Source organism: Sphingomonas sp. BL-S-29 (assembly GCF_055521495.1).
Map to the genome: position 1 here is coordinate 4936508 of NZ_CM145482.1, position 20962 is coordinate 4957469.

The following is a 20962-nucleotide window of genomic DNA, read 5'->3' on the forward strand; positions in this document are numbered from 1 at the left end:
GAGAGCAGCACGGCGAACCGCGAACTGCGAAAAAATAAATAGGAAAAGGCCCCCACCCGGCGCGAGCCAGATGGGGGATAGTAGTTAGGCAGCACCGGCCCAATCGACCTGCTGCTTCTTTGCCCCGGCCTCTACGGCAGCGAGGAGCGTGTCATTGGCAAGGTGACTGTAGCGCATCGTGCTAGCGTGGTTGGCGTGCCCTAGGACGCGCCCGACGGCGAACAGATCGACGCCACTGTTGATCATAAACGACGCCGCTGAATGGCGCAGGTCATGTACTCGGAGGTCGCCCAGCTTCGCCTCTCGGCGGGCTGTCTGCCAGGCATGCTTGATCGAAGAGAGATGCCCGTTGGGGTCGGTGCGGCTAGGGAACAGGTAACGAGCACCCTCCTTCCGCTTGATCTGTCGGATCACCTCGATTGCCTGCTGCGACAACGGAACGTGCCGCGCCTTGCCGGTCTTCGACATCGGGATTAGCCAGCTCTGCCGATCGAGATCGACATTAGCCCACTCGGCAGACAGTACCTCCGATACCCGCGCCCCGGTCAACAGCAACATCGCTACGATGGGCGGAAGCAGCCGATTGCGGGACATAGCTACTGCCTGACGCAGACGTTCGGCTTCCTGCGGATTGAGAAACCGTTCGCGAGCATTGGCAAACCGGCGACGAGGGATGCCCCTCACCGGGTTACGCTCTGCCCCAGCAATGCTCCACTGCATCGCCAGCTCGAACGATCGCCCGAAGATGACGCGGATCTTCTCGACGGTGGCAGGAGCCAATCCCTCCTCCATCTTCTCGGCCAGCCACTTGGCGACCTCGGGCTGCGTGATGTCCGTCAGATGCTTCTTCCCCCACTTCGGAAGGATGTGCCGGCGGACGTACATCTCGGTCGTGTCGTAACTGCGTTGATAGGTCTTGGCGTGAGCGAGGTGCTGGACGGCCAGCTCGGCATAGGTCGGGATAGCTTTAATCGAAGCCTTCTTCTCGGCCGGATCGCCGCCCAGGGTGACTTCGGAACGGAGGCGTTGGGCCTCCTTGCGCACCTTCTCGACAGTTAAGTCACCATAAGCGCATATCTTATGCTGTCGCTGCCGGTCGTGCTGATCGACATACCGTAGGTAGAACGTTTTTCCGCCCGTTGGTCTAACTTCAAGAACTAGCCCTCTTATATGGGTATCCCACCAGTCCGTTTTCTTTCTGCCTTGCTCGCATTGAGCAATTGCGGCGAATGTATTGTCTATTTTCACTTTGGGCATCTTCGTTTCCCTTACTTTCAAGTTACTAGGTTGAAGGAGTGGGCCAGGTCGACGGCGCACAGGGGCTCCCGACGACGCGGCGGGCGCGTCGCCAGTGACGGGAGGCAGCAATGTGGTCGTTTGGGGCTAGGCGGCGTTCTGACTTAGCCGCCGGGGCAGTCGGCGGCGGGGGTCAGCGGGTGCCGATGGAGCGAGCCGGAGCAGGTCCGCAGAATTTCAGTTTCGCAGCCTCCGACGCCGTGACGCTGCAGCCGAAAACGTGAGAACCTGAAATCCTGCCCGCCCACCTCACGCAGCGAGCTGCCGGTGCCCCGAATCTGGCTCCAGCCTGACCTGAGGCTTGGGCAGCACCTCGAAGATCTTCGCGCCGCGATCACGTACGGCGTAGGTCCAGTGATGCTGAGCGGGATCGTTGCCCGTATAGGCTTCGATTAAGCGGATTGCGCCCCGTTCACTGATCGCCGCCCGCCGTGCTACTTCCTTGGCAAGAGCCATCTTCGCCGTGACGCCATCGCCGATGCTAGCAAGGACGGCGGCGATCACTTCGTCATCGGAGCGCTTGGCTTCAATCCGCTGAAACTCGTCAATGGCCTTGGGATCGACCAGCCGAACCGACGCCAGCTTTTCCTCATAGGAAATGTCGCCTTCGCCAGCGTACGCATAGGCAACCAGCTCCGGATTGTTGCCTCGGCGCTTGATTGCCTCGAACAGGACCACCTTCTCGTCCTTGAAGCCCTCGCCTTCGAGAGGTGTGATCACATAGGCGGCATCGAAGTCATCCACCATGTCGGTCGTTCCGGCATAGCGCAGCTTGCCATTTGTATTTGGGCTCTTGGTCGTATGGGCAAGGCCTACGATCGTACCGCCGCGCATCACGACCTGCCGGCACACCTGCGTGAACGCGCTCGCCTTGTTCTTGTCCATCAGCGACACAAACTTCTTCACCGTGTCGAGGATGACGAGAGAACCACGCGCCTTGTCCTTTGCGGCAACGTCGTGGAGCAGGTTGATCAAATTCTCCGCCTGCAACCCCTTAAACCCCGGGGCCAGGGTGTGTACGCCCACATCGTCCATCAGGCGCATCTTGGTTGCGAAGCCTGAACTGCTGTCATCGGCATTCACATAGTAGATGTTGGCAGGGTTGATCCGACCGGCGCCGACTGCATCGATCACGAGTTTCAAAGTAACCAGCGTCTTCCCGGCATTGGGAGGCGCGTACAAGATGGTTGCCTGCCCCGACATGCACAGGTCGCCGAGCAACGGTTTGGTTTCTGCCGCCATACGTTCAAATTCGGCGGCCTGCCCTCTTAGGCTGTAGTGCGCCAAAGGGCTGTTTGCGATTTCAGCCGCCGCCTTGGGTGCGAGGGCGCGGTTGATGACCTCCGCCGTCAGGATCGCCATATCATCGAGCGACCTGACACGATCACTATCGGGTTTGCCCGGAAGCGGTACGAGGTCGCCCGACTGAAGGAGACGGACGGTTGGTGGGAGGGTCTGGCTGTCGAAGCGCTCCACCTCTGCCGCGACGCGAACGTAGAGGAAATTCCGCTGCCCCACCGACACGGCGAGCATTTTCTCAATCGGAAAGCCCTCCAGCACTACCGCAATGTCCCTTGCGTCGTTCTTCAGACAGGAGAAGCTGATCATCCCGTTTGGGATACGACTGCCAAGCACGTGGCCCGGTGGCGCAAGGTCGGTGCATTGCATGATCGGATCGAGCGCCGTTGGCTCAAACCCAAGCGCCTTCCAGCGGCCATGCTCGGCCGAAATCGGCGGTGGTGAATCGGGCGGCAGATCGAAGTCCATGGTAGGCCCTTTCATAAATGGTTGAATCCGAATAGATTTAAGCTGAGGGCGCCGTCGAGTTGGCCCCGACCCGGGGCAGGCAAGGCAGCTTTTCAGTTCCGCAGCGCCGCACAGGGCCCCGCGACGCAACACTGCCTGCAAACCTGAAATCGTGCGGGACTGATGGAAGCGCCCGGCGCAGCCGGACACCTCCACCATTCGCTAGATCTATAGGAGCGCGTACATTCGGTCCTCGCCACGGACCCAGAGATGCTCGCGTGGATCAGCCCCGGTGTGCTGGCCCAGCAAATACCCGATCATTCGGCCCGACGCGGGGTGATGCCGCTGCACCGTCCTGACGATATCGTCCCGCTTGGTAATGCCTGCTTCGATACAAGCCGCGATCGTGGCAAGACATCCCTCTCGAAGGAATGTATTTTTCTGTTCGGGCAGGAGCGCTTTCCGACCCAAGACGAGTAGAGCTTGTTTATAAGCCAACCTATCGTGATCGACCTGCGTTTGACCGGAGGCGCCAAATGCATCGTTCAAATGTTCGATCAGAATGCGCCAGGACGCAGTAATCTGCTGACTGAACGATAGTTAGTTCTTCATTTAATATTCCCAGGTTTGATAGACGCAAGGGCTCGACGAAGTAGGCCTACGAATGAGTCCTTCCCTCTCCGACTTTCCGTTACGTCAGGCTTAAATCATTGACTGTCGGACGCAAACCAACGGCAAGACATCAAGAATTTAGTTCCGCGACCCGCTCAGTGTGTTGCTTGCCCACCGAGTTATCAGTCATGACTGTTCAAAATTCCTAAGCAGCTCTTCCGCTTGCCGTATTACGTCGCGTAGCCGTTCTGCCTGCTCACGGTGCCGCTTTGGCAGATTGTCAGGAAAGTCGAAATCCCCATGTCGGCGCCGTGGCAAATTGAGGCAGGCCATATTTTCTTCTCCCCGGCGGAATTGCCGGTACGCCATAGCTAGGCGAACACTGCATCATATTATAGATTAGTTTTCAGTACTTAGGTTTTTGCAGGGTCAAGGCTTAAATGCCGTTCGCGTGGGCCTTGCAAAAAATAGCGACCGATGGAGACCGTTTTTTTCGAGTTCTGGTGTGGTCGGCTTCCGGAGCGCCAGTGTACCGCGTACATCTTCACTGGGGCGGCAACCCCGTGTCGGCAGTAGAGAGGTCCAAGCTTGAGTAAAAATGAGGATAGCGCTCGCCTTCTTTGGTTGGATTCCTTCATGGCCGCCGCTGTCTCGGGAAATTACGAGACGGCCGGGAAGGAGATCGGGCGCGCGGCCACCACGGTCAAACGACAGGTTGAACAACTTGAGCTTTGGCTTCATCGCGTGCTCGTAACGGACGATGTGCCCCTGATCGTCACTTCGGATGGAAACGATTTTATCCCCACCGCTTACTCTGTGCTACGACTCATCGACGAAGCCGATTTGAGAGCCGGCCTCAGCCTTACACGCGTTCAAGCCGAGGGGTCAGTAACGATCGAGGGCCTTAAGATCGGATCAGGCGCGGCGCTAGAGATCGGGCAACTCATGGTTGCCAGCCGCGCCGCCGTAAGTTCGATGTATGTCCCGCCGCCGCCAGTATCCCCCAACGATATTGATATGTCATTTTCACGAGCAAGGCCTGATCTTCCCTGCATAACGATGGCACAGGGCGAGAAGATCGGGCGGGACGCCGTCCATGTTTCGGATTAGCAGTACGTAGGCGAACGTCGCGCCATAGGTCACGATCATTTCGAAGACGCCGCCGTGATCGCCTAGCCAATCCCAGAACGGGTGGAACCCCGCGCCGCCGAACCGCGCCCCGTCGATCGGTTCAACCAGCGGTGAGAAACCGACATGGCGAACGATATCGGCTTCTGTGTCTCCCGGCTCGATGATTAGATACTCGGTGTCGCCAGTAAGGTCATAGTTGGCGGTGACGAGGGCGACGATCCGTGCTGCCAAAAGGGTGCGTAGCTGTGGATCAAGGTCGAGCGTGAGGGCGTGCGCGATCGTGGCACGGTCGTATAGGTGCAGCATGGTGTAAGCCTTTCGGGCACAAGGACGGCGCGCGCGGCGGGATCGCCGGGACGCTCGGGTGCGATTGAGGGTTTGTTGGTTTTTCGAGCGATTGCGCTTTGAGACGTGGCGCAAGCGCGGGTAATCTCGATGGCTTCGCGACTACGGCCTAGCTGGCTCAGTCAGATCCATCGGCGGCGACCGCGTCGCGGCGCAGCAGTGCCAGGAGAACGGGTTCAATGCCTTCCTCGTCCGGCACGATCAGCACGGCTCCAAACCCATCGTCGCTGAGGATTATCGGCGCTTCCAAGACGAAATTGTGGTCGAGCACCCATTCCCATGGCGGGTCGGGCAAGATCGGACGGCTCACGGCAGTCTCTATCGCTGCCAGAGGGTCGCCCGGCTCGACGATGATCCAGTGGGCGAACTCGCCAAGGTCATGGTCGCCGCCGGTATCGAACAGCATTTGGTCGCGCCGCATTGCCAGCAGCGCCTTGATGGTGGGTGAGAGAGATGAGTGCAGCGCCATGTCCATGGTCGCTGTGTCAGTGATGGTCAGCATGGACTTTCTCCAATGAAATAGGGCCCCGAATCGCTTCGAGGCCCTGCAGGGTTGGTGAGGTGAGTGAGCGAAGCGCGGGCTATTCCTGTTGGTCGGTGATGGACTCCACGGGTTTGTCAGGCGCCTTCATCCACTTGATGAGAGCGATAGCGATAACGACGACGAGCAAGGTCAGTGCCGTCGCTGGGAAACGGTCCGCGAGCGCAAACGCGCCCAGGATCAGCAGCAGGCCCAAGGTTTCCTTTGTTCGGAAGATTATGCCGAGACAAAACGTTGCGATGATTGCCAGCTTGAGGACCACGACCGCCATGGCAATGACGAGCAAGATTGCGATGAACTGCCACATATCGATCTTCTTTTATCAATAGAAAAAAGCGCCCACGGATCTCTCCGTAGACGCCCAATTTTCCGCCTATCTTGTAGTAAAGATATTTTGCAAATACGTCTTTTGCGTTCGTCACTGCTCCTGCTCATACTCGATGATTATTTGTCCGCCGTCACTGACGTGCGCCCCATATTTAACCCAACCCTCCCCCTGACTCCATTCCGCGTTTCCGCGACACACAATATGATCTCTTGTGGTCTCAGGCAGCTCCCGCTGGTTTGATATCTCTATGATGTGAGCGTCTTTCTCCTTCGACATATCGATGACCGGCTGCATTAATGAGTCACAGGTCCAGCTGCCTGGCTGAATGTCCGCTCCTATGCCGCGCGAACATGAAATTAGGCCGAACAGCCCAACGGCAATTGCTAGCTTCTTCATATAAATTCCCTTTCTTATCTCTGGTTGGAGGGCGGAGTAGGATTGTCCCCGCATGGACCGCGCCCTTCGTTCCCGCCCGCGTCTAGCAACGCAAACGCAAATGACACGATTAGTATACAGACCCGCGAGCACGGTTGCGGCCAAGTCCGAGCATGGATGTGGTCCAGCTCCTTGGCGTGAATGTCCGACACCATCGGAAGCTGAAGGGCATGTCGCAGGAGCGTCTCGCGCTCGATGCGGGGATGGAACGCAGTTATGTCAGCGATTTGGAACGCGGGATGCGTAACCCGTCAGTCTGGGCGCTTGGACGGTTGGCTGACGCGCTGGGTGTTGAACCCAAAGCACTTCTTGAACTGTCAGATGCCGGGTAGGCTCGGTTCCATATAAGATACCGAGTTTATCGCGCTCGAACGTCGCCCCGATCGCCTTGTCGAGCGTCGATTATCACTCTACAGGCATGAGCTTGATTTGAGGGTAAATCGGTAGGCGATGCATCCAGGAACGAAGGTTCGGCAGGACTGCCTTGAAAAGAATGGGTTGAGTGTCACCGACGCGGCCCGCCTCCTTGGGGTTGATCGGCAGACGCTCAGCAATTTGTTGAACGCCAAGTCCGGTATATCGCCCGAGATGGCCGTCCGGTTGGAAAAGGCGTTTGGCACGCCCGCGCGTGAATGGCTGGTGCTGCAGCTCGAGTATGAGCTAGCCGAAATCATGCGGCGAATCGAGAAGATCAATGTTGAGCCTTTCCGCGCGTCAATCACGGAAAGCAGGGGGAAGTAATGCTGGGGCTGACCTTACGGGAAGAATTTCGGGGAAAGCGCCTTAAAGGCACTGCCATCGAGCTGGCTAACGATCAGCAGACGGGCGCAACCCAGGTCACAGCCAACCAATTCCTCGAAATCACTTATCCCACGCATGATCTGCTGAAGGGAATTGAGGCCATCGGCCCTAACCACGGGCGGCCCGTGGTGGTGATTGGCGAACGCGGCCTCGGTAAATCCCACTTGATGGCTGCGCTCTATCACGTAGTTACGAACCCTGCATCGACTGGCGCATGGCTCAATGCGTGGGCGACCACCCTAAACGATCCGTCCATCGGCAAGATCGCACTGCGCGATGGGATGCACGTCATCGCCGAAAGCCTACATCGCCACCGATACAAATTCCTGTGGGACGTGCTGTTTGAGAACCACCCGCACGGCGCCTTCATCAACGGCAAATGGGAAGGCCAAGGGGCATCCAAGACCGAGATTCCGTCCGACAAGCTCATCATCGAGCTGTTGGAAAACAAGCCGACGATGTTGCTGCTCGACGAGTTTCAGACATGGTACGATGGCCTCACCAACACCAAGCAGTACCCTTGGAAAAATTGGGCGTTTAACTTCATCCAAATCCTTTCGGAGATCGCGAAGGAGCGTCCCGATCTGTTGGTGCTCGTGATCTCGGTACGCAACGGCGGCAGCGACGCCTATCAACAGGTGCATCGCGTCAATCCGGTCGCGATTGACTTCAAGGCCGCCGGCAGCGCCGAACGCATCCAGCAAGACCGCCGTCGCATGCTGATGCACCGCTTATTCGACAACCGTTTGCAGATCGCCGGCGGCACAATTGACGCATTGGTCGCGCAGCATGTTGCCGAGTCTTTTCGCTTGCTGGATGTGCCGCCTGCCGAGCAAGAGCGCAAACGGCAGGAGTTCACAGAGTCCTGGCCCTACGCGCCCCATTTGCTGCGGTTGCTTGAAGAGCAGGTGCTGATCGCCACGGACGCGCAAGAAACGCGTGATTTAATCCGTATCCTGGCCAACTTGTACAAAAGCCGTGGCGAGGTCGTGTCTGTGCTCACCGCTGCCGACTTCAGGCTGGACGATGACGCCTCGGGCATCAGCGCATTGCTGGAGGCCGTAGCCAACCAGCACCATCGCACTCTGCGCGAGAAGGCTCAGCAAAATATCATTTCGGTGCAGGAGGCGCGGCACGACCACGCCAGTATCGCCCCGCACCTGCAAGAAATCGTCAGCGCCTTGTGGCTGCGCTCGATCGCTGTGGGCAACCTCGCCGGCGCCGAACCGGCCACGCTGCAGCTCGACATCACCCGCAACAAGCCAGTCGACGACAATGCCTTTCAGGTCGAACTGGCAACCATCATCGAGAACAGCTTCAACATCCATCAGGAAGGCACGAAGCTGCTCTTCCGCGAGGATGAAAACCCGCGCGCCAAACTGATAGCTTACGCGCGCAATGACAAACTGTTCGCCGATGGCGCCGATCAGGCGCAGCTAGCCAAGCAGGTGCGCTACGTCATCGGCGGCAGCGACGAGGTGGCGAGGACCTTTCGGGTGATCGCGCTGCCGAAGGCTTGGATCAACGATCCGTGGACGTCGCTTGACGAAGCCGAACAGCCAAACAACTGGGATGACCGTTTACCCGTCCTTGTCTTGCCTGAAGAACCGGACAAGCTCGAAGCCACACTAGGTCGCTGGCTCAAAGACCAGTTGCAGAAGCGCCGAAACACCGTTCGCTTCCTGCTGCCGCGCGCAGGCAGCACGAACGCCTTTCAAGATCGCGACCTGCTTATCCTCGCCCGCGCCGAGATGAAAGCACAGGAATGGAGCGGTCAAAATCCGGAATACAGGAAACTCCACAGGGAATTCGAGACCACTCTACGCGACAATCTCAAGAAGCGGTTTGACCGCTTCGCGGTGCTGCAGCGCTGGAATTTTGCCGACCCAGCGCAGTGCAAGTTCAGCGTCGAGCGTCTGGACAAGCAAGGCTCGCAAATTCCCGAGGCCATCGAAGATGCGCTGACCAACGATCTCTTCGTGCCTGAGGATTTCGAGGATTTGGTGCTCGAATTCGCCGACAACAACGATGCGGTCGGCAAGCTGCTACGCGAACTCCAAGAGCCGCGCCCTGCCGGACAAGACTGCATCCCGTGGCTGGGCGAGACGGCGATGAAGGAACGTCTGCTGCGCCTATGCGCTAGGGGCAAGATCGCCCTCAACGTGCGCGGAATGGAATATCTGCAAACCCATCCTGGCGAGGACGAGGACACCGCATGGCGGCGGCTGCGGCCCAAGCTCTCGCTCACGGGCCGTCACCTGGACGACGTATTCGTCATGCGTCCTTCTGCGGCGCCTGCAACGGGCGGCTCTGCACCGACTCCGCTCGTGCCAATGCCAACACCGGTCGGCGGAGACCTGCTTGGCGGAGCAGCATCGACCTCCGGTGTCGCTGAACCTACACCGGGTGATTTTCTGGCGACGGGTCCTGCGACGAGTGACATCTTCGGCGGCGCTACAGCGAAGAGGCGCACCGCTCTGTCAAACCCGGCTACGTCGCCGCTCAACCTGATCGGCAAGATTGAAGGCTGGGGGATCGGCCCCGCCACGCGCTTGGACGAAGTGTCGATCAAGGTGTCCACAGCGACCGGCGCTCAGCTCAGGGAACTGCTTAAGAAACTGCCTGAGGGTATGACTTTCGAGCTGAATCTTGAGAAGGAGGATGACTAGTGGCCCTGACCGTCAGCGCCCTCCGCAGCTTGACGCAAGGCACGGACGCTGACGCTTGGCGCGTCATTGTCGCCCAGGCCGTCGAGATTGCCTCCAAGCCCTTGGCGATGGGCAACGCAATCAGCGAGGTCGTTAAACGCGACCGCGAAATCGGCGGACTCGACCTGTTCCTTTCCTCCAGCGGTTGGGATTTGTGGCAATCCTTCGGCGACAGCGTTGAACGCACCTCGGACCGATTGTTGCGCTGGTGGGCCGAGCCCTTCAGCGCCAAGGCGGTGCTGATCCTCGACGGCCTGTCGTTGCGCGAGCTGCCATGGCTGTTGCAGGGCGCGAGGGAGCGGGGTTTGACCCTCCATGAGGTCAGCGCCAATGGCTCTGAACTGCCCGGCGAAACCAATGAATTTGCCCACGCGCTTGGTTTCGCCAGTAGGAGCAAGCTCCAGAACAACGGCGGCGGCGGCGCGCACAAACTACAACCGGCGCAGACGGAAACCGTCGATCTGCCTTGGAAGGACTGCGAAGCGCTGGTCGGCAGTACGCCGAACCAAGTCTTCTGGCATCACTGGCCCGACGCCAAGCTCCATGACGGGTCCGGCGCCGGCCAAGGGCTGGAGCCGCTAACGAAGGACGTGGCCGAGCAACTAAGTAGCGACGACTTCTGGGTCTTCGTCGAGCGTCTCGCTACCGGACGGCGGCTGGTCATTACCTCAGACCACGGCTACGCGGCGACAGGCTACTTTCCCGACGCGGACGGTGAGGTCGGCCAGTTCCTGAAGCAGACATTTTCCAGTGGGCGGAGCAAGGCGGGTACGGGCGAGACGGGCCCCTTCGTTCCACCTGTTGCCTTGCAGATTAATAGCCCACACGGCGCCAACCTGTTGGCCTTGGGCCGCAGGAAGTGGCGCAGTCAGGGCGGCTACCCGACGCTCACCCATGGCGGTCTGTCACTGCTGGAAGTGTTGTCGCCGTTCGTCGAGCTGACCAAGTAAGGATTGCGGTAATAGTGGCCACCCAGAAAGAACAAGTCGCATTAGAGGTCGCCAGGGCCGTCGGCGCAGGCAAGGCTGCCGCGCTGGAAACTGTTGATTTCGGCGACCCAAACCGCCCCAAAACTTGCCTGGAAGTGGATTTCCCCATCCTGCCGGTCAATCAGGTCGCGGTGATCGAGGGCAATGCGGGCAAGCCCATCTATCAGATGTCGAAGTGGTGGGCGCGGCGGCGCTCCAGCGTGTTTCGTTCTATGCTCATCGCGGCGGCCACCAAGGCACCGGAAGACCCTTCGCATTCGGCGAAACTCGTGTGGGACAACTACTACGCCAATCACCAGAAAAAGGGTGCGTTCAAGCATCTCAAGGTCGCCGATATCTTCATGGGCGGTGGCACCACACTGGTGGAAGGCTCACGCCTCGGAATGCAGATGGTCGGTAACGACCTCAACCCCGTAGCTTGGTTCGTGGTAAAGCAGGAACTGGCCAATGTTGATCTGGAGGAGGTAAAGAAGCTCCTCGCGGACATCGAGGCTGAGGTAAAACCTCAGATAACGCCATACTATTATTGCGACGGCCCTGAAGGCGAGAAAGGTAAATGGACGCATTTACCTAGCAACAAGGTGATGTCTCCCGCCTTTGACCCCCTCTCTCTTCCCCAAGATGAGCGCAAGGACTACAAATATGATGGTCCAGAGCTAATTTATACATTCTGGGGGAAGCACGGCCATGCCAGGTCACCGGCTGCGGTCACCGCACGCCGATCATGACGAGTCCGGTGGTGGCGGTGAAGGCGATCACCGTAAAACATTGGGACCGCACGTGCGGCAAATGCGCCGCCGACTTCCACGTCGAGGAAGAAGCTGCGCGAATGGCTCCCGATGCGCCGCTCTACGTCGCGCCTTCCGAGCATGCGTTCTCCGTCCTCGACCGCAAGAAGGGCGTGATCTGCCCGCATTGCGGCCACGCCGCGCTGGTGAACCTTGGCAAGGGTAAGAACAAAAAGGTGGAACTGAGCCTGCTAGCACATCCGCAGTGGCTGGCGGGCGAACCGAAGCAGGACGCGAGCGGCCAGCCCTACGGCGGCTCGGCACAGGACGGCGTCGCCGCAACCACGCGGTGGGATCAGGCACGCGCCGCAAAGATTCGCCTGCTGGAAGTGCGCGGCACGCTACCGGATGAAGTGACCTGCCCTGAAACGAACATCACCTTCGCTCCGGAGAACGGCACGGTGCCGAAGAGGTCGCACTACGCCTGCGCGGCCTGCGGCACGGTGCAGGATGTGCTCACCACCATCAAAGCGACAGGTAAGACTGGCCCAACGGCGGCGTATGCCATCCAGGGCTATGCGCCCAAGCGAGATGCTGCGGGCAAACCCTATGGCGGGCGGTTCTTTGCCGCGTTCGATTTGGCGCACGCGCGACAGTACGACGCTGCTCTTGTGGAGTGGGAAGCGCGCAAGGACGCCGACCTCAAGGACTACTGGCCGCGCTCCGAACTGCCTTTCGGGTTCATGACTCACATGAACAATGGGGGAATTCCCAATCATGGGCACACGCACTGGTGGACAATGTTCAATCCACGCCAGATGCTTGTCCATACGCAGATGCTGAAGGCCATTGCGACGCTGGGAAACTACAGGAATGCCGAACGGGAGTACGTTTTAGGAGCATTTCAGCAATACCTACGGAATCAGAGCCTGTTTACACTGTGGAACATCCAGGGCGACAAGTTGGAACCGCAATTTGCGAACAACAACTATCACCCGAAATCGACAACCGTGGAGAACTGCGTTTTCGCAAAACTAGGCCGAGGCAATTGGGCGTCGTGCGCAGAGGGTATCGTTGAGGGGCGAAGTTGGGCGATCCAGCCCTGGGAAGCCGTCAGTGTCGAAGGCCTACGGAGGACAGATGCGACTCTTGCGTCAAATATTAGCGGCAAAAGCGAGAAGGTATTCCCTGGAGACGCAGTTGATGGCGCCGAGGTGTGGTGTGGCTCATCCACCGAACTGACTACACTCTCCACTGGCAGTGTCGATTTGGTTATTACTGATCCACCGTTCGGCGGGCTGTTACATTACTCCGAGTTGGCTGATTTTTTCTATGTTTGGCTGCGCCTCGTGTTGAAAGATAAATACCCTGATTATTTCAACGCGGAATATACGCCCAAGTCACTGGAGGCAGTCGCTAATCGTGCGCGTGAGCCCGAAGACCCGGATGGGTTCTACCAGCGTCTCCTCACGCAGTGCTGGCGCGAGGCGCACCGCATATTAAAGCCGGGTGGCATTCTCGCTTTTACGTTCCATCATAGCGAGGACAAGCCTTGGGTGGCTGTTCTGGAATCCCTGTTTGACGCGGGATATTATCTAGAAGCTACGTATCCGATCCGCTCCGACGAAACCAAGGGTGAAGGATCGAAACCGGGAACGTTCGGCTCTCAGACTATCGAGTACGACATCATCCACGTCTGTCGGAAGCGCACGGAGGAACCCAAGCCGGTAAGCTGGGGCCGAATGCGCCGCGAAGTCATGGCCGACGTACACCAGCTGCAAGCCATGCTGGAAAATCACGCCAAGGAGGGTCTGCCCGCTGCCGACCTTCAAGTCATCCGGCGCGGCAAAGCACTGGAATACTTTTCCCGCCACTACGGCAAAGTCTATGTTGACGAGGGGCGCGCCATCTCGGTCAAAGATGCGCTCGTGGGTATCAATCAGCTCATCGACGAGGACGCCGACAAAGGGAAGGAGGCGCCCCCGGTCAACGCAGAACCGATGACTCGTCAGTTCCTGCGTACCTTCGGCAACGCGGTGGAGCTGAAACGCGACCAGCTTCAGAAATTCCTCAAAGGCTCGATCACCACGCCCGACGAATTCGTGCAGCGCGGCTGGTGTGTGGAGAAAAACAAGATCTTCACTCGCGCGGGTCCGCTTGAATTTGCGCGCGAATGGTCCGGCAGGCACCGCAGCCGCCTGACTTCCGACTTTGACCAGGCGCTAGTGCTGATCGGTGCGTGCTTCGACGGCAGCGGAATCAATGCGTCGGATACGTTGAAGAACGAGAACTTCAAGCCGCATGTCGCGCTGAAGCCGCTGCTGGAATGGCTGCACCGCAACGGCCCAGATCAGGCGGCGCGCAACGCGGCCTCACGCGCGGTGTCGATCTTCAACGGATGGCAGGCTAGCCAGGCGCCACGGCTCGCACAGGGATCGTTGTTCGATGACGACGAGGATTACCAACGATGAGGCAATTGCTGGACTCGGTGTGGCAGCGGCGTGGCACCAGTTGGGTGTGGGACGAGGAAGCGCGCAACCAAGTCTGCGCGGCCAGCGAAGTCTGGAGCTTGCGTCAGTTTCTGCGGGCAGTGGGTAGATGGCCAGAAGACCTACCGAGCAACGGCAGCAATACCTTGGTGGTCGCCGGTCTGGACGGTAGCCTCGACCTGCTCGGGCCGACAGATGCCGAGGCATGGCTCGGCGATACAATCAAGCCCACCATTCTATCGTTCCAGGACGAGTATGGGGGCGATGCAGCGCTTGTGTTCTGGCTGCCCGGCGGAAGCACTCGCATCAAGGCGCAGGCGGCCACCGACGAGGTGAGATGGTTGTGCCACACGCCCCACGGCCATCAGATCGACCTCGGTCGCATTCTGTGGGGGCAGGCGAACGAGTATCCGCAAGAAATCCTGCTGCGCGACGGCGGTAAGGCCGCCGGCCTGTTCCATCTACGGATTACGTGAGGGCGGCAAGTGACGGCAGAGGCTCAGTTTCAACCCGGCGAGCGCATCACCCATCATGAATATGGGCAGGGCGTTGTGCTCGACCCGGCGCGCGATGGCTATCTGCGCGCCTTTTTCGGTATTGGCGAGCGACGGGTTCCCGCCGTTTCATTGCGGCGCGAACTTACGCGCACCGAGCGCATATTGCGCGCTGTCGATGGCGGCTCAGAGCGCGGGCACAAGGCGTGGCTGTCCTATGAGGCGCACGCGCTTCCGGTGATGGAAAGCGCCTCGGCGCTGACCTCGGCCAAGATAGACCTGTTGCCTCACCAGGTGGTGCTGACACATCGCATCGCGACCGCTTCGCCCCGGCGCTACCTGATCGCCGACGAGGTAGGTCTCGGCAAAACCATCGAAACCGCACTGATTCTCCGCGAGCTTGCCAGCCGGGGGGAGCTGAGGCGCGCATTGATGGTCGTGCCCGCCGGGCTCGTGAACAACTGGCACCGCGAATTGAACGAGGTGTTCAATCTCGACTTCGAGGTGTTCGGCTCCGAGGGCGATATCACCGATCGGAGGACCAACGCATTCGCCAAGCATGATCGGCTGATCGCCAGTATCGACACGCTGAAACGTCCGGCGCGCATCAAGCGCCTGCTCGATGCGCCGCGTTGGGATTTGGTGGTGTTTGACGAAGCGCACCACCTGACCGCCTATCGCACGGGCGGCAAGGTACGCAAAACCGAAAACTATAAGCTGGCCGAAGCGCTCAAGGACCATTCCCGCGACCTCCTGTTGCTTTCGGCCACGCCGCACCAAGGCAACCATTTCCAGTTCTGGATGCTGGCGCAGTTGCTCAACCCGACGCTATTCCGCAGCCCGGAAGAGATGTTGGAGAACCGCCACCGGCTCAACACCGTAATGTTTCGTCGCACCAAGGCCGATGCGTGTCAGCCGGATGGCTCACCGTTGTTCGCGCGACGGTGGGTTCATACAGAATCCTTCGTGATGTCGGACGGTGAACGGCTTTTCTACGAAAAGCTTCGCGAGTATCTAGAGGACGGCTTCGACCTTGCGCGCCGCCAGGGCAATCAAGGGCGCGCTCTGGGCTTTCTCATGGCGATCTTCCAGAAGATCGCGGCGTCCAGTTTCGCCGCCGTGAGGCGCACGCTCAAACGTCGTCTGCTGATGCTCACGCTTCACGAGGCGCTCCTGCGCGACAAAGAACTGGATATCGAGGGTCGCGAACGGCTGACCGAGGAAGCGCGCGAGCTGATCCACGAGGAGTTCCGCCTGTCGCGCGACAGCGTTGGGCGTAGCGAAGTGGATCGCGTCCTGGCCGACCTGAAATACCGCTTGGTCAAGAAGCTGGACGAGGAGGCGCTGGAGATGGCCTCTGATCCCTACGATAGTGAATTTGCAGCCGTGCATGCGGAAGAAGCCGCCTCGGCGGTAGTGAACCTCCATCTTCCCGAAGAGCGCCTGCGGATCGGCGACTTGCTGAGTGTGTTTCCGGCCCAGCGTGAAACCAAGATGCAAAAGTTGGTCGATGGCTTGGGCACTTTGTGGAGGCAAAACCAGAACGAAAAGATCGTAATCTTCGCTACCTACCTCGGTACGGTGGACATGATCTCCCGCGAGATCGAGCAGAACTTCCCCGGCCAAGGCGTGGTTGTGCTGCGTGGCGGCGATCACGGCGCCAAAGCGGCGGCTGAGCGTCGCTTCCGCCAGAAGGATGGTCCGCGTGTCTTGGTCTGCACTGCAGCGGGGCGGGAAGGCATTAACCTTCAGTTCGCGCGGATCCTATTCAACTTCGACCTGCCGTGGAATCCGATGGATATGGAACAGCGCATCGGGCGCATTCATCGGTACGGCCAGAATCACACGGCGCAGGTTTACAACCTGGTGCTCTCGGACACGATCGAGGGCCGTATCTTCCTGCTGCTGGACGAGAAACTGACCGAGATTGCGCGCACCGTCGGCAAGGTTGATGAGCAAGGCAATGTTGCCGAAGACCTACGCGCGCAAATTCTGGGGCAATTGTCTGAGCGGCTGAACTACGACCGCTTATATCAAGAAGCCCTATCTGATCCCGAATTGAAGCGCACGCAGGTGGAGCTGGAAGCGGCGCTGTCGAATTCTCGCGAAGCGCGGCAGGTTGTGTTCGACCTTTTCCAAGATCTCGATGGTTTCAGTTTGGACGACTACAAGCCGTTCTCGGACGTATCGAGCAGTTTGGATCGGTTGGTGCGTTTCATGGCGGCGGCGGTTGCAGATCGCCAACAGAAATTGGTGAAGGTGGACGGGGTCACCTACGACCTGGTTACTTCGGAGGGCACGCGCCGGGCCCGCTTCAGCCTGAGCCGTGAAGCTGCGACAAACCAGGATGAGCTACAACTTCTGGGCTTAGATCACCCGTTGGTCCTGGAGGAGTTGGGGCGGTGGCGAGGCCTGGCGCCGGAGGAGATCGGCATTGCCGTGTCCGGCGACATGGATGAGCCGGTTCTGCTCTCCCTTTGGATGGTCGAAACGTCGGCCGGCAACGGCGAGCGGCGGGTGGTGGTGCAGCCGATCGCAGTCAAGCAGGACGGCACGCGCATCCCGGCGGTCGAACGACAATGCGAAAAATACATACAGGCGCCTGCGGGGACACCGCCCTTCCAGCCTGAGCAGCGCAGCGATCTGTTCGTCCACGCGGTCGAGCCCACTTTGCAGCGAGAATTGAAGCACAAAGGAACTGTGAACGGAGACGGTAGCTATTCGGCGGAACTGATTGGATATGTCGAGATTGCCAGTCGCGGCGTCTGACACTTCGGAGCGCGTAAGATCATATACTATCGGTCGAGTCACAACGGCGCGCGCATCTCCGACCGGCGCCGCGCCGCATCCGCGACCGAGAGGACGCCTGGACAGTCGTCGCAACCGCTGAGTTCGATATTGTAAGCGTTACGCTTGCAGATCGCACAGGGGACGTAATAAGCTCGCTCCGCATGCTGACGTTGGGTCGCATTATCCGACCGACGATCAAACCAGGCCGGCCGCCATTGGTCTACCAAGTCCCCTGGAACCAACGTCCACTGCTCTGGTACGCTCGTTATGTTGGATCGAAGCCGCACATTGCCATTGCCAGACATTGGCGCACTGGCCGCTTCTTCGCTCTCGACAACGTCAGTCGGTCCGCGTGTTACACCCGGCAAATCAAGCGCGAACTCCAAATCATGGATTTCGACGCTGCTTTCATCCCCGCATCCGGTAGAATGTGCGGTTATACAGACGATATAATCGTGATCGATCGTCAGATTGATCTTGAGGCGCTCAAAAAATGGTTGCTTGAACGGGTCAACCTTCACGGAGAGGGTACGATAAGACTCACGCGGAGAAGTTTTTGAGCCGTATCCCAGCTTCCTAGGGCGTACGAAATGGAAATGCGCGACGCCGTCACGCGGATCAACGCAATAGAATTGAGTGGCGGCGATGGGTTGCACCTCATTTTCGACTGGTAAACGATGCCCCTCCGGCACCAATTCAACATAGCCGCCGTCCGGCTGCTCCAACTCGATTGGCTTCGCTAAGCTGAGCCTGAGCGCGTCATGTGCGATCCAGGCCGCTCCTTCGGCTATGATGCTATCGCCATTAGCTATCGAAGGGCACCGCGCTCCGAATCGCTCGACAAGCCCCGCACGGACTGAGGGTATGCTGACTATGCCGCCGGTAGGGAGGCACAGCTCGATATCCTGGAAAGTCAGCTCGTTCCGCTCAAGAAGGCGGTCGATCTGCGCAAGCCCTCTGTTAATGAGAGGGGTAACCCATTCGCCGAGTTCCGCACGAGTTACGGTCAGCCTCAAAGTTCGACCGATATCGCCCCGTAGATAGTTACGTAGCGCAATGCTGTAGCTATCCCTTTGGGACAGCTGAATCTTCGCGGTCTCGCACTGAACGAGTAACCGCCGGCGAGATTCTGCTGTCTCCAAAGCCATGATATCGGAGACACCATGTTCTGCAGCATGACGTTCTCTAACGTAATTACGAACAGCCTCGTCGAAGTAATCACCGCCGACCTCGTTGTCTCCGGCGTTGGCGATTTGCACGAGGCGACCGTTACGCACGAGACATAAAGTTAGGTCGAGCGTGCCGCCTCCCCAGTCAAATACGAGGACTCTACGGCCTTCAAGTTCGGCTGCCACGCGGACGGGATCGGGCTGCGAGCGAATCCAAGCATAAAGCGCCGCCAAAGGCTCGTGCACAAATTGCACCACACTAATGCCAGCTTTACGTGCAGCTTCTCGCAAACGACGCCGCCCGGCGCCATCCAAGTCGACCGGAATCGTCATGACTACCCGGTCTACCGCAAGCGCTGCGGCCGCACGGGCCGGGTCATCCGCGTCCTTTCGGAGAAACTCGAGCACTTCCGCCACGATCATCTCCGGATTCATCGCGGTCCCATCAACGCTGACACTTCCATCATGAAAAAGCAGTCGTTTAGGTGAACGTACGAAGCTCCCGGCCGCGACATCATCGCCTTCCAGTTGGGATCGCGCTTCGCGGCCGACGATCACTTCACCCGCCCGGTACCATACTGTCGAGGGATGCGGCCGCTCATCGACGATGTTCTTGTAAACCCGTGCTCGCTGCTCACGCGCATCGACGTACGCAATCAAGCTGTTAGTCGTGCCAAAGTCCAAGCCTACGATCGATCCAGCCATGCGACCCCCTCTCTGATATCGGCTCCTATCATTTCCAGTCGTTCGCGCGCGATCTCGATGAAATAGGGTTCTTCGCCGAGTGCCTCTAATGCGTCCACTACATAGGCGGTGAGCTTGCCTTGCAGCAGGCGGCGCATCTGACCCTTGAGGGAAAGTTGATCGTGCGCGGCACCGCCTGCCACACTGGCTATGCTCCCTTTTGCTTCGGCAAGTTGCTCCTCCAGTTCGGTAACTCGCTGTTCGGCCGCGACTGCGCGTTCGGCCTGGCTTCGGGCGTCCTCTTGCGCCGAACGCAGCCGGTCGCGGACCTCGGCGACTTGAGCAATATTTGCACGCGCCTGACTGCGTGCATCGTCAAGGTCTGCACCGATGACGCGCCTGAGTAGCGCGAAGCCTTCTACCGATCGCACAGACCCTCTGACCAGGGTTCGGCGCATCTTGGCCAAATCGGCTGGAAGAGAAGGCAAGGGCGCATTCAGCCCGCTATGAATACTGGCGAGCACGCCGCCGGTATTAAAATCTGCTCTATCGGCCACTATTATCAAGCCTGTTAGAAACAGCATTTCCGCTTGCGTAAGCACTTCCTTGTCGCGCGTCGATCGCGCCTTCCTCAGCTGGCGTGCCAAGGGTTCGATAAGCATTTCCGGTGTCGAGTCCGCAAGCAGCCCCCATCGTTCCTGGTCAGGCGCGAGTACCCTTATGATTTGTCCGCCGAAAGCGAGAAGCATCCTTTTGACACCTGACGGTGTCTTTTCCGCCGCCGCGCTGCGCATCAACTCCGGCAGACGCGTTAGCAGTATCGCCTCCGCCTCCACAGCGCTCACTGCTGCGGTTCGCTCGGCTTCGTCCGGCCGCCGCGCTAAGTTTTTGTCTATCGCGTCGATGTAACGGCTGGCCGGCGCTTTTCCGCGTAGATATTCAATCAACGACCGAGGAGGTGCCTGTTGCTCCGCTAGGTCTTCTACGGCAATTTCTTTTTTATCTGGGTCGTCTTCAGTCATGCGTTATTTCCCCAAGGGCAACTTCGGCCCAGTGCCCGAAGCAGTGATCACCCTCCAGCACGCCTAGTGGCTCAAGCGCCAGATGGGGCTTACCGAGTGCGAGCGCGCGTGCTGCCCACAATGCGGCAAGTTTGATTTGGTCCAACCTCTCCCAGTCGGGGCTCTCCAAATCATACCTCAACTGACTGCTGAGCCGATCTCCCCAACGCACTACACTGGCGAGCTGCTCGGCACGTCGCATCACTATGTCGGAGCCATTGTCGATAGGGCAAATCGGCGTTTCAGCTCCAACTTGCTTTTGTTCGTTGTGGACGGAAGACTCTGGCGACAGGCGAACTAAAGGGCCTAACGATCGGTTTATCGCGTCGAGGCGCTGCACGCCGCTAGCTTCCCACCAGCGAGAAAAGTCGTTTTCACAGAAGCGGATTACGGCTGCCAAAACCTTCGGCAAAGGGCGCTCGAAAGATTGGAGCGTACGAAGAGCGCCATTCAACTTGGGTCGGTAGTCACGTACCGAACTCAAGCCGGAGGCGGGATCTCCGTCTTTAATTAGGATTCCAAGGACATAATTCGCTAGCGCATCGACGTACTCGCGGACATCCCCTGACGGACAAACTTCCGTGAAGCGGACCACGTCGGCGACCGTAGGATCGG

Annotated in this window: 18 protein-coding genes; 9 read left to right on the forward strand and 9 right to left on the reverse strand. The window is 59.0% G+C overall.

The window, feature by feature from the left end; genetic code table 11:
- Positions 1 to 84 precede the first annotated feature (84 nt).
- Together ACZ1I2_RS23335 and ACZ1I2_RS23340 are read right to left on the reverse strand one after the other, a co-directional pair.
- Positions 85 to 1257 carry a tyrosine-type recombinase/integrase gene (locus tag ACZ1I2_RS23335; RefSeq protein WP_465175658.1) on the reverse strand — a complete coding sequence of 391 codons (1173 nt, stop codon included), beginning with the start codon at positions 1255 to 1257 and terminating at the stop codon, positions 85 to 87.
- A gap of 288 nt (positions 1258 to 1545) precedes the next feature.
- The gene (locus tag ACZ1I2_RS23340) at positions 1546 to 3063 is read right to left on the reverse strand and encodes an AAA family ATPase (RefSeq protein WP_465175657.1); all 1518 of its coding nucleotides are present in this window, start codon (positions 3061 to 3063) and stop codon (positions 1546 to 1548) included.
- Between the two features lie 249 nt (positions 3064 to 3312).
- Between ACZ1I2_RS23340 and ACZ1I2_RS23345 the strand changes: the two genes are divergently transcribed.
- Positions 3313 to 3522 (forward strand): hypothetical protein, encoded by a 210-nt coding sequence (locus tag ACZ1I2_RS23345; protein WP_465175656.1) that lies wholly within the window; start codon positions 3313 to 3315, stop codon positions 3520 to 3522.
- Positions 3523 to 4680: 1158 nt separating this feature from the next.
- Here the strand turns inward: ACZ1I2_RS23345 and ACZ1I2_RS23350 are convergent.
- The 4 genes from ACZ1I2_RS23350 to ACZ1I2_RS23365 form a co-directional block, all read right to left on the reverse strand.
- Positions 4681 to 5091, reverse strand: a complete 411-nt coding sequence (locus ACZ1I2_RS23350; RefSeq protein WP_465175655.1) for a hypothetical protein — start codon at positions 5089 to 5091, stop codon at positions 4681 to 4683.
- Between the two features lie 157 nt (positions 5092 to 5248).
- Positions 5249 to 5632: a hypothetical protein gene (locus ACZ1I2_RS23355; protein ID WP_465175654.1), complete on the reverse strand. Its 384-nt coding sequence runs from the start codon at positions 5630 to 5632 to the stop codon at positions 5249 to 5251.
- A 79-nt stretch (positions 5633 to 5711) separates the two neighbouring features.
- Positions 5712 to 5978, reverse strand: coding sequence for a hypothetical protein (locus tag ACZ1I2_RS23360; RefSeq protein WP_465175653.1), 267 nt, complete (start codon positions 5976 to 5978; stop codon positions 5712 to 5714).
- A gap of 111 nt (positions 5979 to 6089) precedes the next feature.
- Complete coding sequence (locus ACZ1I2_RS23365) at positions 6090 to 6395, reverse strand: hypothetical protein (RefSeq protein WP_465175652.1); 306 nt, start codon at positions 6393 to 6395, stop codon at positions 6090 to 6092.
- 152 nt (positions 6396 to 6547) lie between these two features.
- Here ACZ1I2_RS23365 and ACZ1I2_RS23370 point away from each other — a divergent pair, with 152 nt between their 5' ends.
- The 8 genes from ACZ1I2_RS23370 to ACZ1I2_RS23405 all read left to right on the forward strand — a co-directional run bounded on the left by ACZ1I2_RS23370 (position 6548) and on the right by ACZ1I2_RS23405 (position 17412).
- Positions 6548 to 6766 carry a helix-turn-helix domain-containing protein gene (locus ACZ1I2_RS23370; protein ID WP_465175651.1) on the forward strand — a complete coding sequence of 73 codons (219 nt, stop codon included), beginning with the start codon at positions 6548 to 6550 and terminating at the stop codon, positions 6764 to 6766.
- A gap of 118 nt (positions 6767 to 6884) precedes the next feature.
- Entirely contained in the window at positions 6885 to 7175 is a 291-nt protein-coding gene (locus tag ACZ1I2_RS23375) for a HigA family addiction module antitoxin (protein WP_465175650.1), read from the forward strand.
- Positions 7175 to 9904, forward strand: coding sequence for a DUF499 domain-containing protein (locus ACZ1I2_RS23380; protein WP_465175649.1), 2730 nt, complete (start codon positions 7175 to 7177; stop codon positions 9902 to 9904). The genes ACZ1I2_RS23375 and ACZ1I2_RS23380 overlap by 1 nt, the downstream gene beginning before the upstream one ends.
- Positions 9904 to 10893, forward strand: a complete 990-nt coding sequence (locus ACZ1I2_RS23385; protein WP_465175648.1) for a hypothetical protein — start codon at positions 9904 to 9906, stop codon at positions 10891 to 10893. Before ACZ1I2_RS23380 ends, ACZ1I2_RS23385 begins: the two co-directional genes overlap by 1 nt.
- 14 nt (positions 10894 to 10907) lie before the next feature.
- Positions 10908 to 11660, forward strand: a complete 753-nt coding sequence (locus ACZ1I2_RS23390; RefSeq protein WP_465175647.1) for a hypothetical protein — start codon at positions 10908 to 10910, stop codon at positions 11658 to 11660.
- Complete coding sequence (locus ACZ1I2_RS23395; RefSeq protein ID WP_465175646.1) at positions 11657 to 14131, forward strand: hypothetical protein; 2475 nt, start codon at positions 11657 to 11659, stop codon at positions 14129 to 14131. Before ACZ1I2_RS23390 ends, ACZ1I2_RS23395 begins: the two co-directional genes overlap by 4 nt.
- Complete coding sequence (locus tag ACZ1I2_RS23400) at positions 14128 to 14625, forward strand: hypothetical protein (protein ID WP_465175645.1); 498 nt, start codon at positions 14128 to 14130, stop codon at positions 14623 to 14625. Before ACZ1I2_RS23395 ends, ACZ1I2_RS23400 begins: the two co-directional genes overlap by 4 nt.
- Positions 14626 to 14634: 9 nt before the next feature.
- Positions 14635 to 17412, forward strand: a complete 2778-nt coding sequence (locus ACZ1I2_RS23405) for a DEAD/DEAH box helicase (RefSeq protein ID WP_465175644.1) — start codon at positions 14635 to 14637, stop codon at positions 17410 to 17412.
- 38 nt (positions 17413 to 17450) lie between these two features.
- Here the strand turns inward: ACZ1I2_RS23405 and ACZ1I2_RS23410 are convergent, their stop codons facing one another.
- Genes ACZ1I2_RS23410 through ACZ1I2_RS23420 form a run of 3 tightly spaced genes read right to left on the reverse strand, consistent with a single transcriptional unit; the run spans position 17451 to position 20942 of the window.
- A complete protein-coding gene (locus tag ACZ1I2_RS23410; protein ID WP_465175643.1) occupies positions 17451 to 19307 on the reverse strand; it encodes an Hsp70 family protein in 1857 nt (618 codons plus the stop codon).
- Positions 19289 to 20308: a hypothetical protein gene (locus ACZ1I2_RS23415; protein ID WP_465175642.1), complete on the reverse strand. Its 1020-nt coding sequence runs from the start codon at positions 20306 to 20308 to the stop codon at positions 19289 to 19291. Before ACZ1I2_RS23415 ends, ACZ1I2_RS23410 begins: the two co-directional genes overlap by 19 nt.
- Positions 20301 to 20942 (reverse strand): hypothetical protein, encoded by a 642-nt coding sequence (locus ACZ1I2_RS23420; protein WP_465175641.1) that lies wholly within the window; start codon positions 20940 to 20942, stop codon positions 20301 to 20303. Before ACZ1I2_RS23420 ends, ACZ1I2_RS23415 begins: the two co-directional genes overlap by 8 nt.
- Between the last annotated feature and the right edge of the window lie 20 nt (positions 20943 to 20962).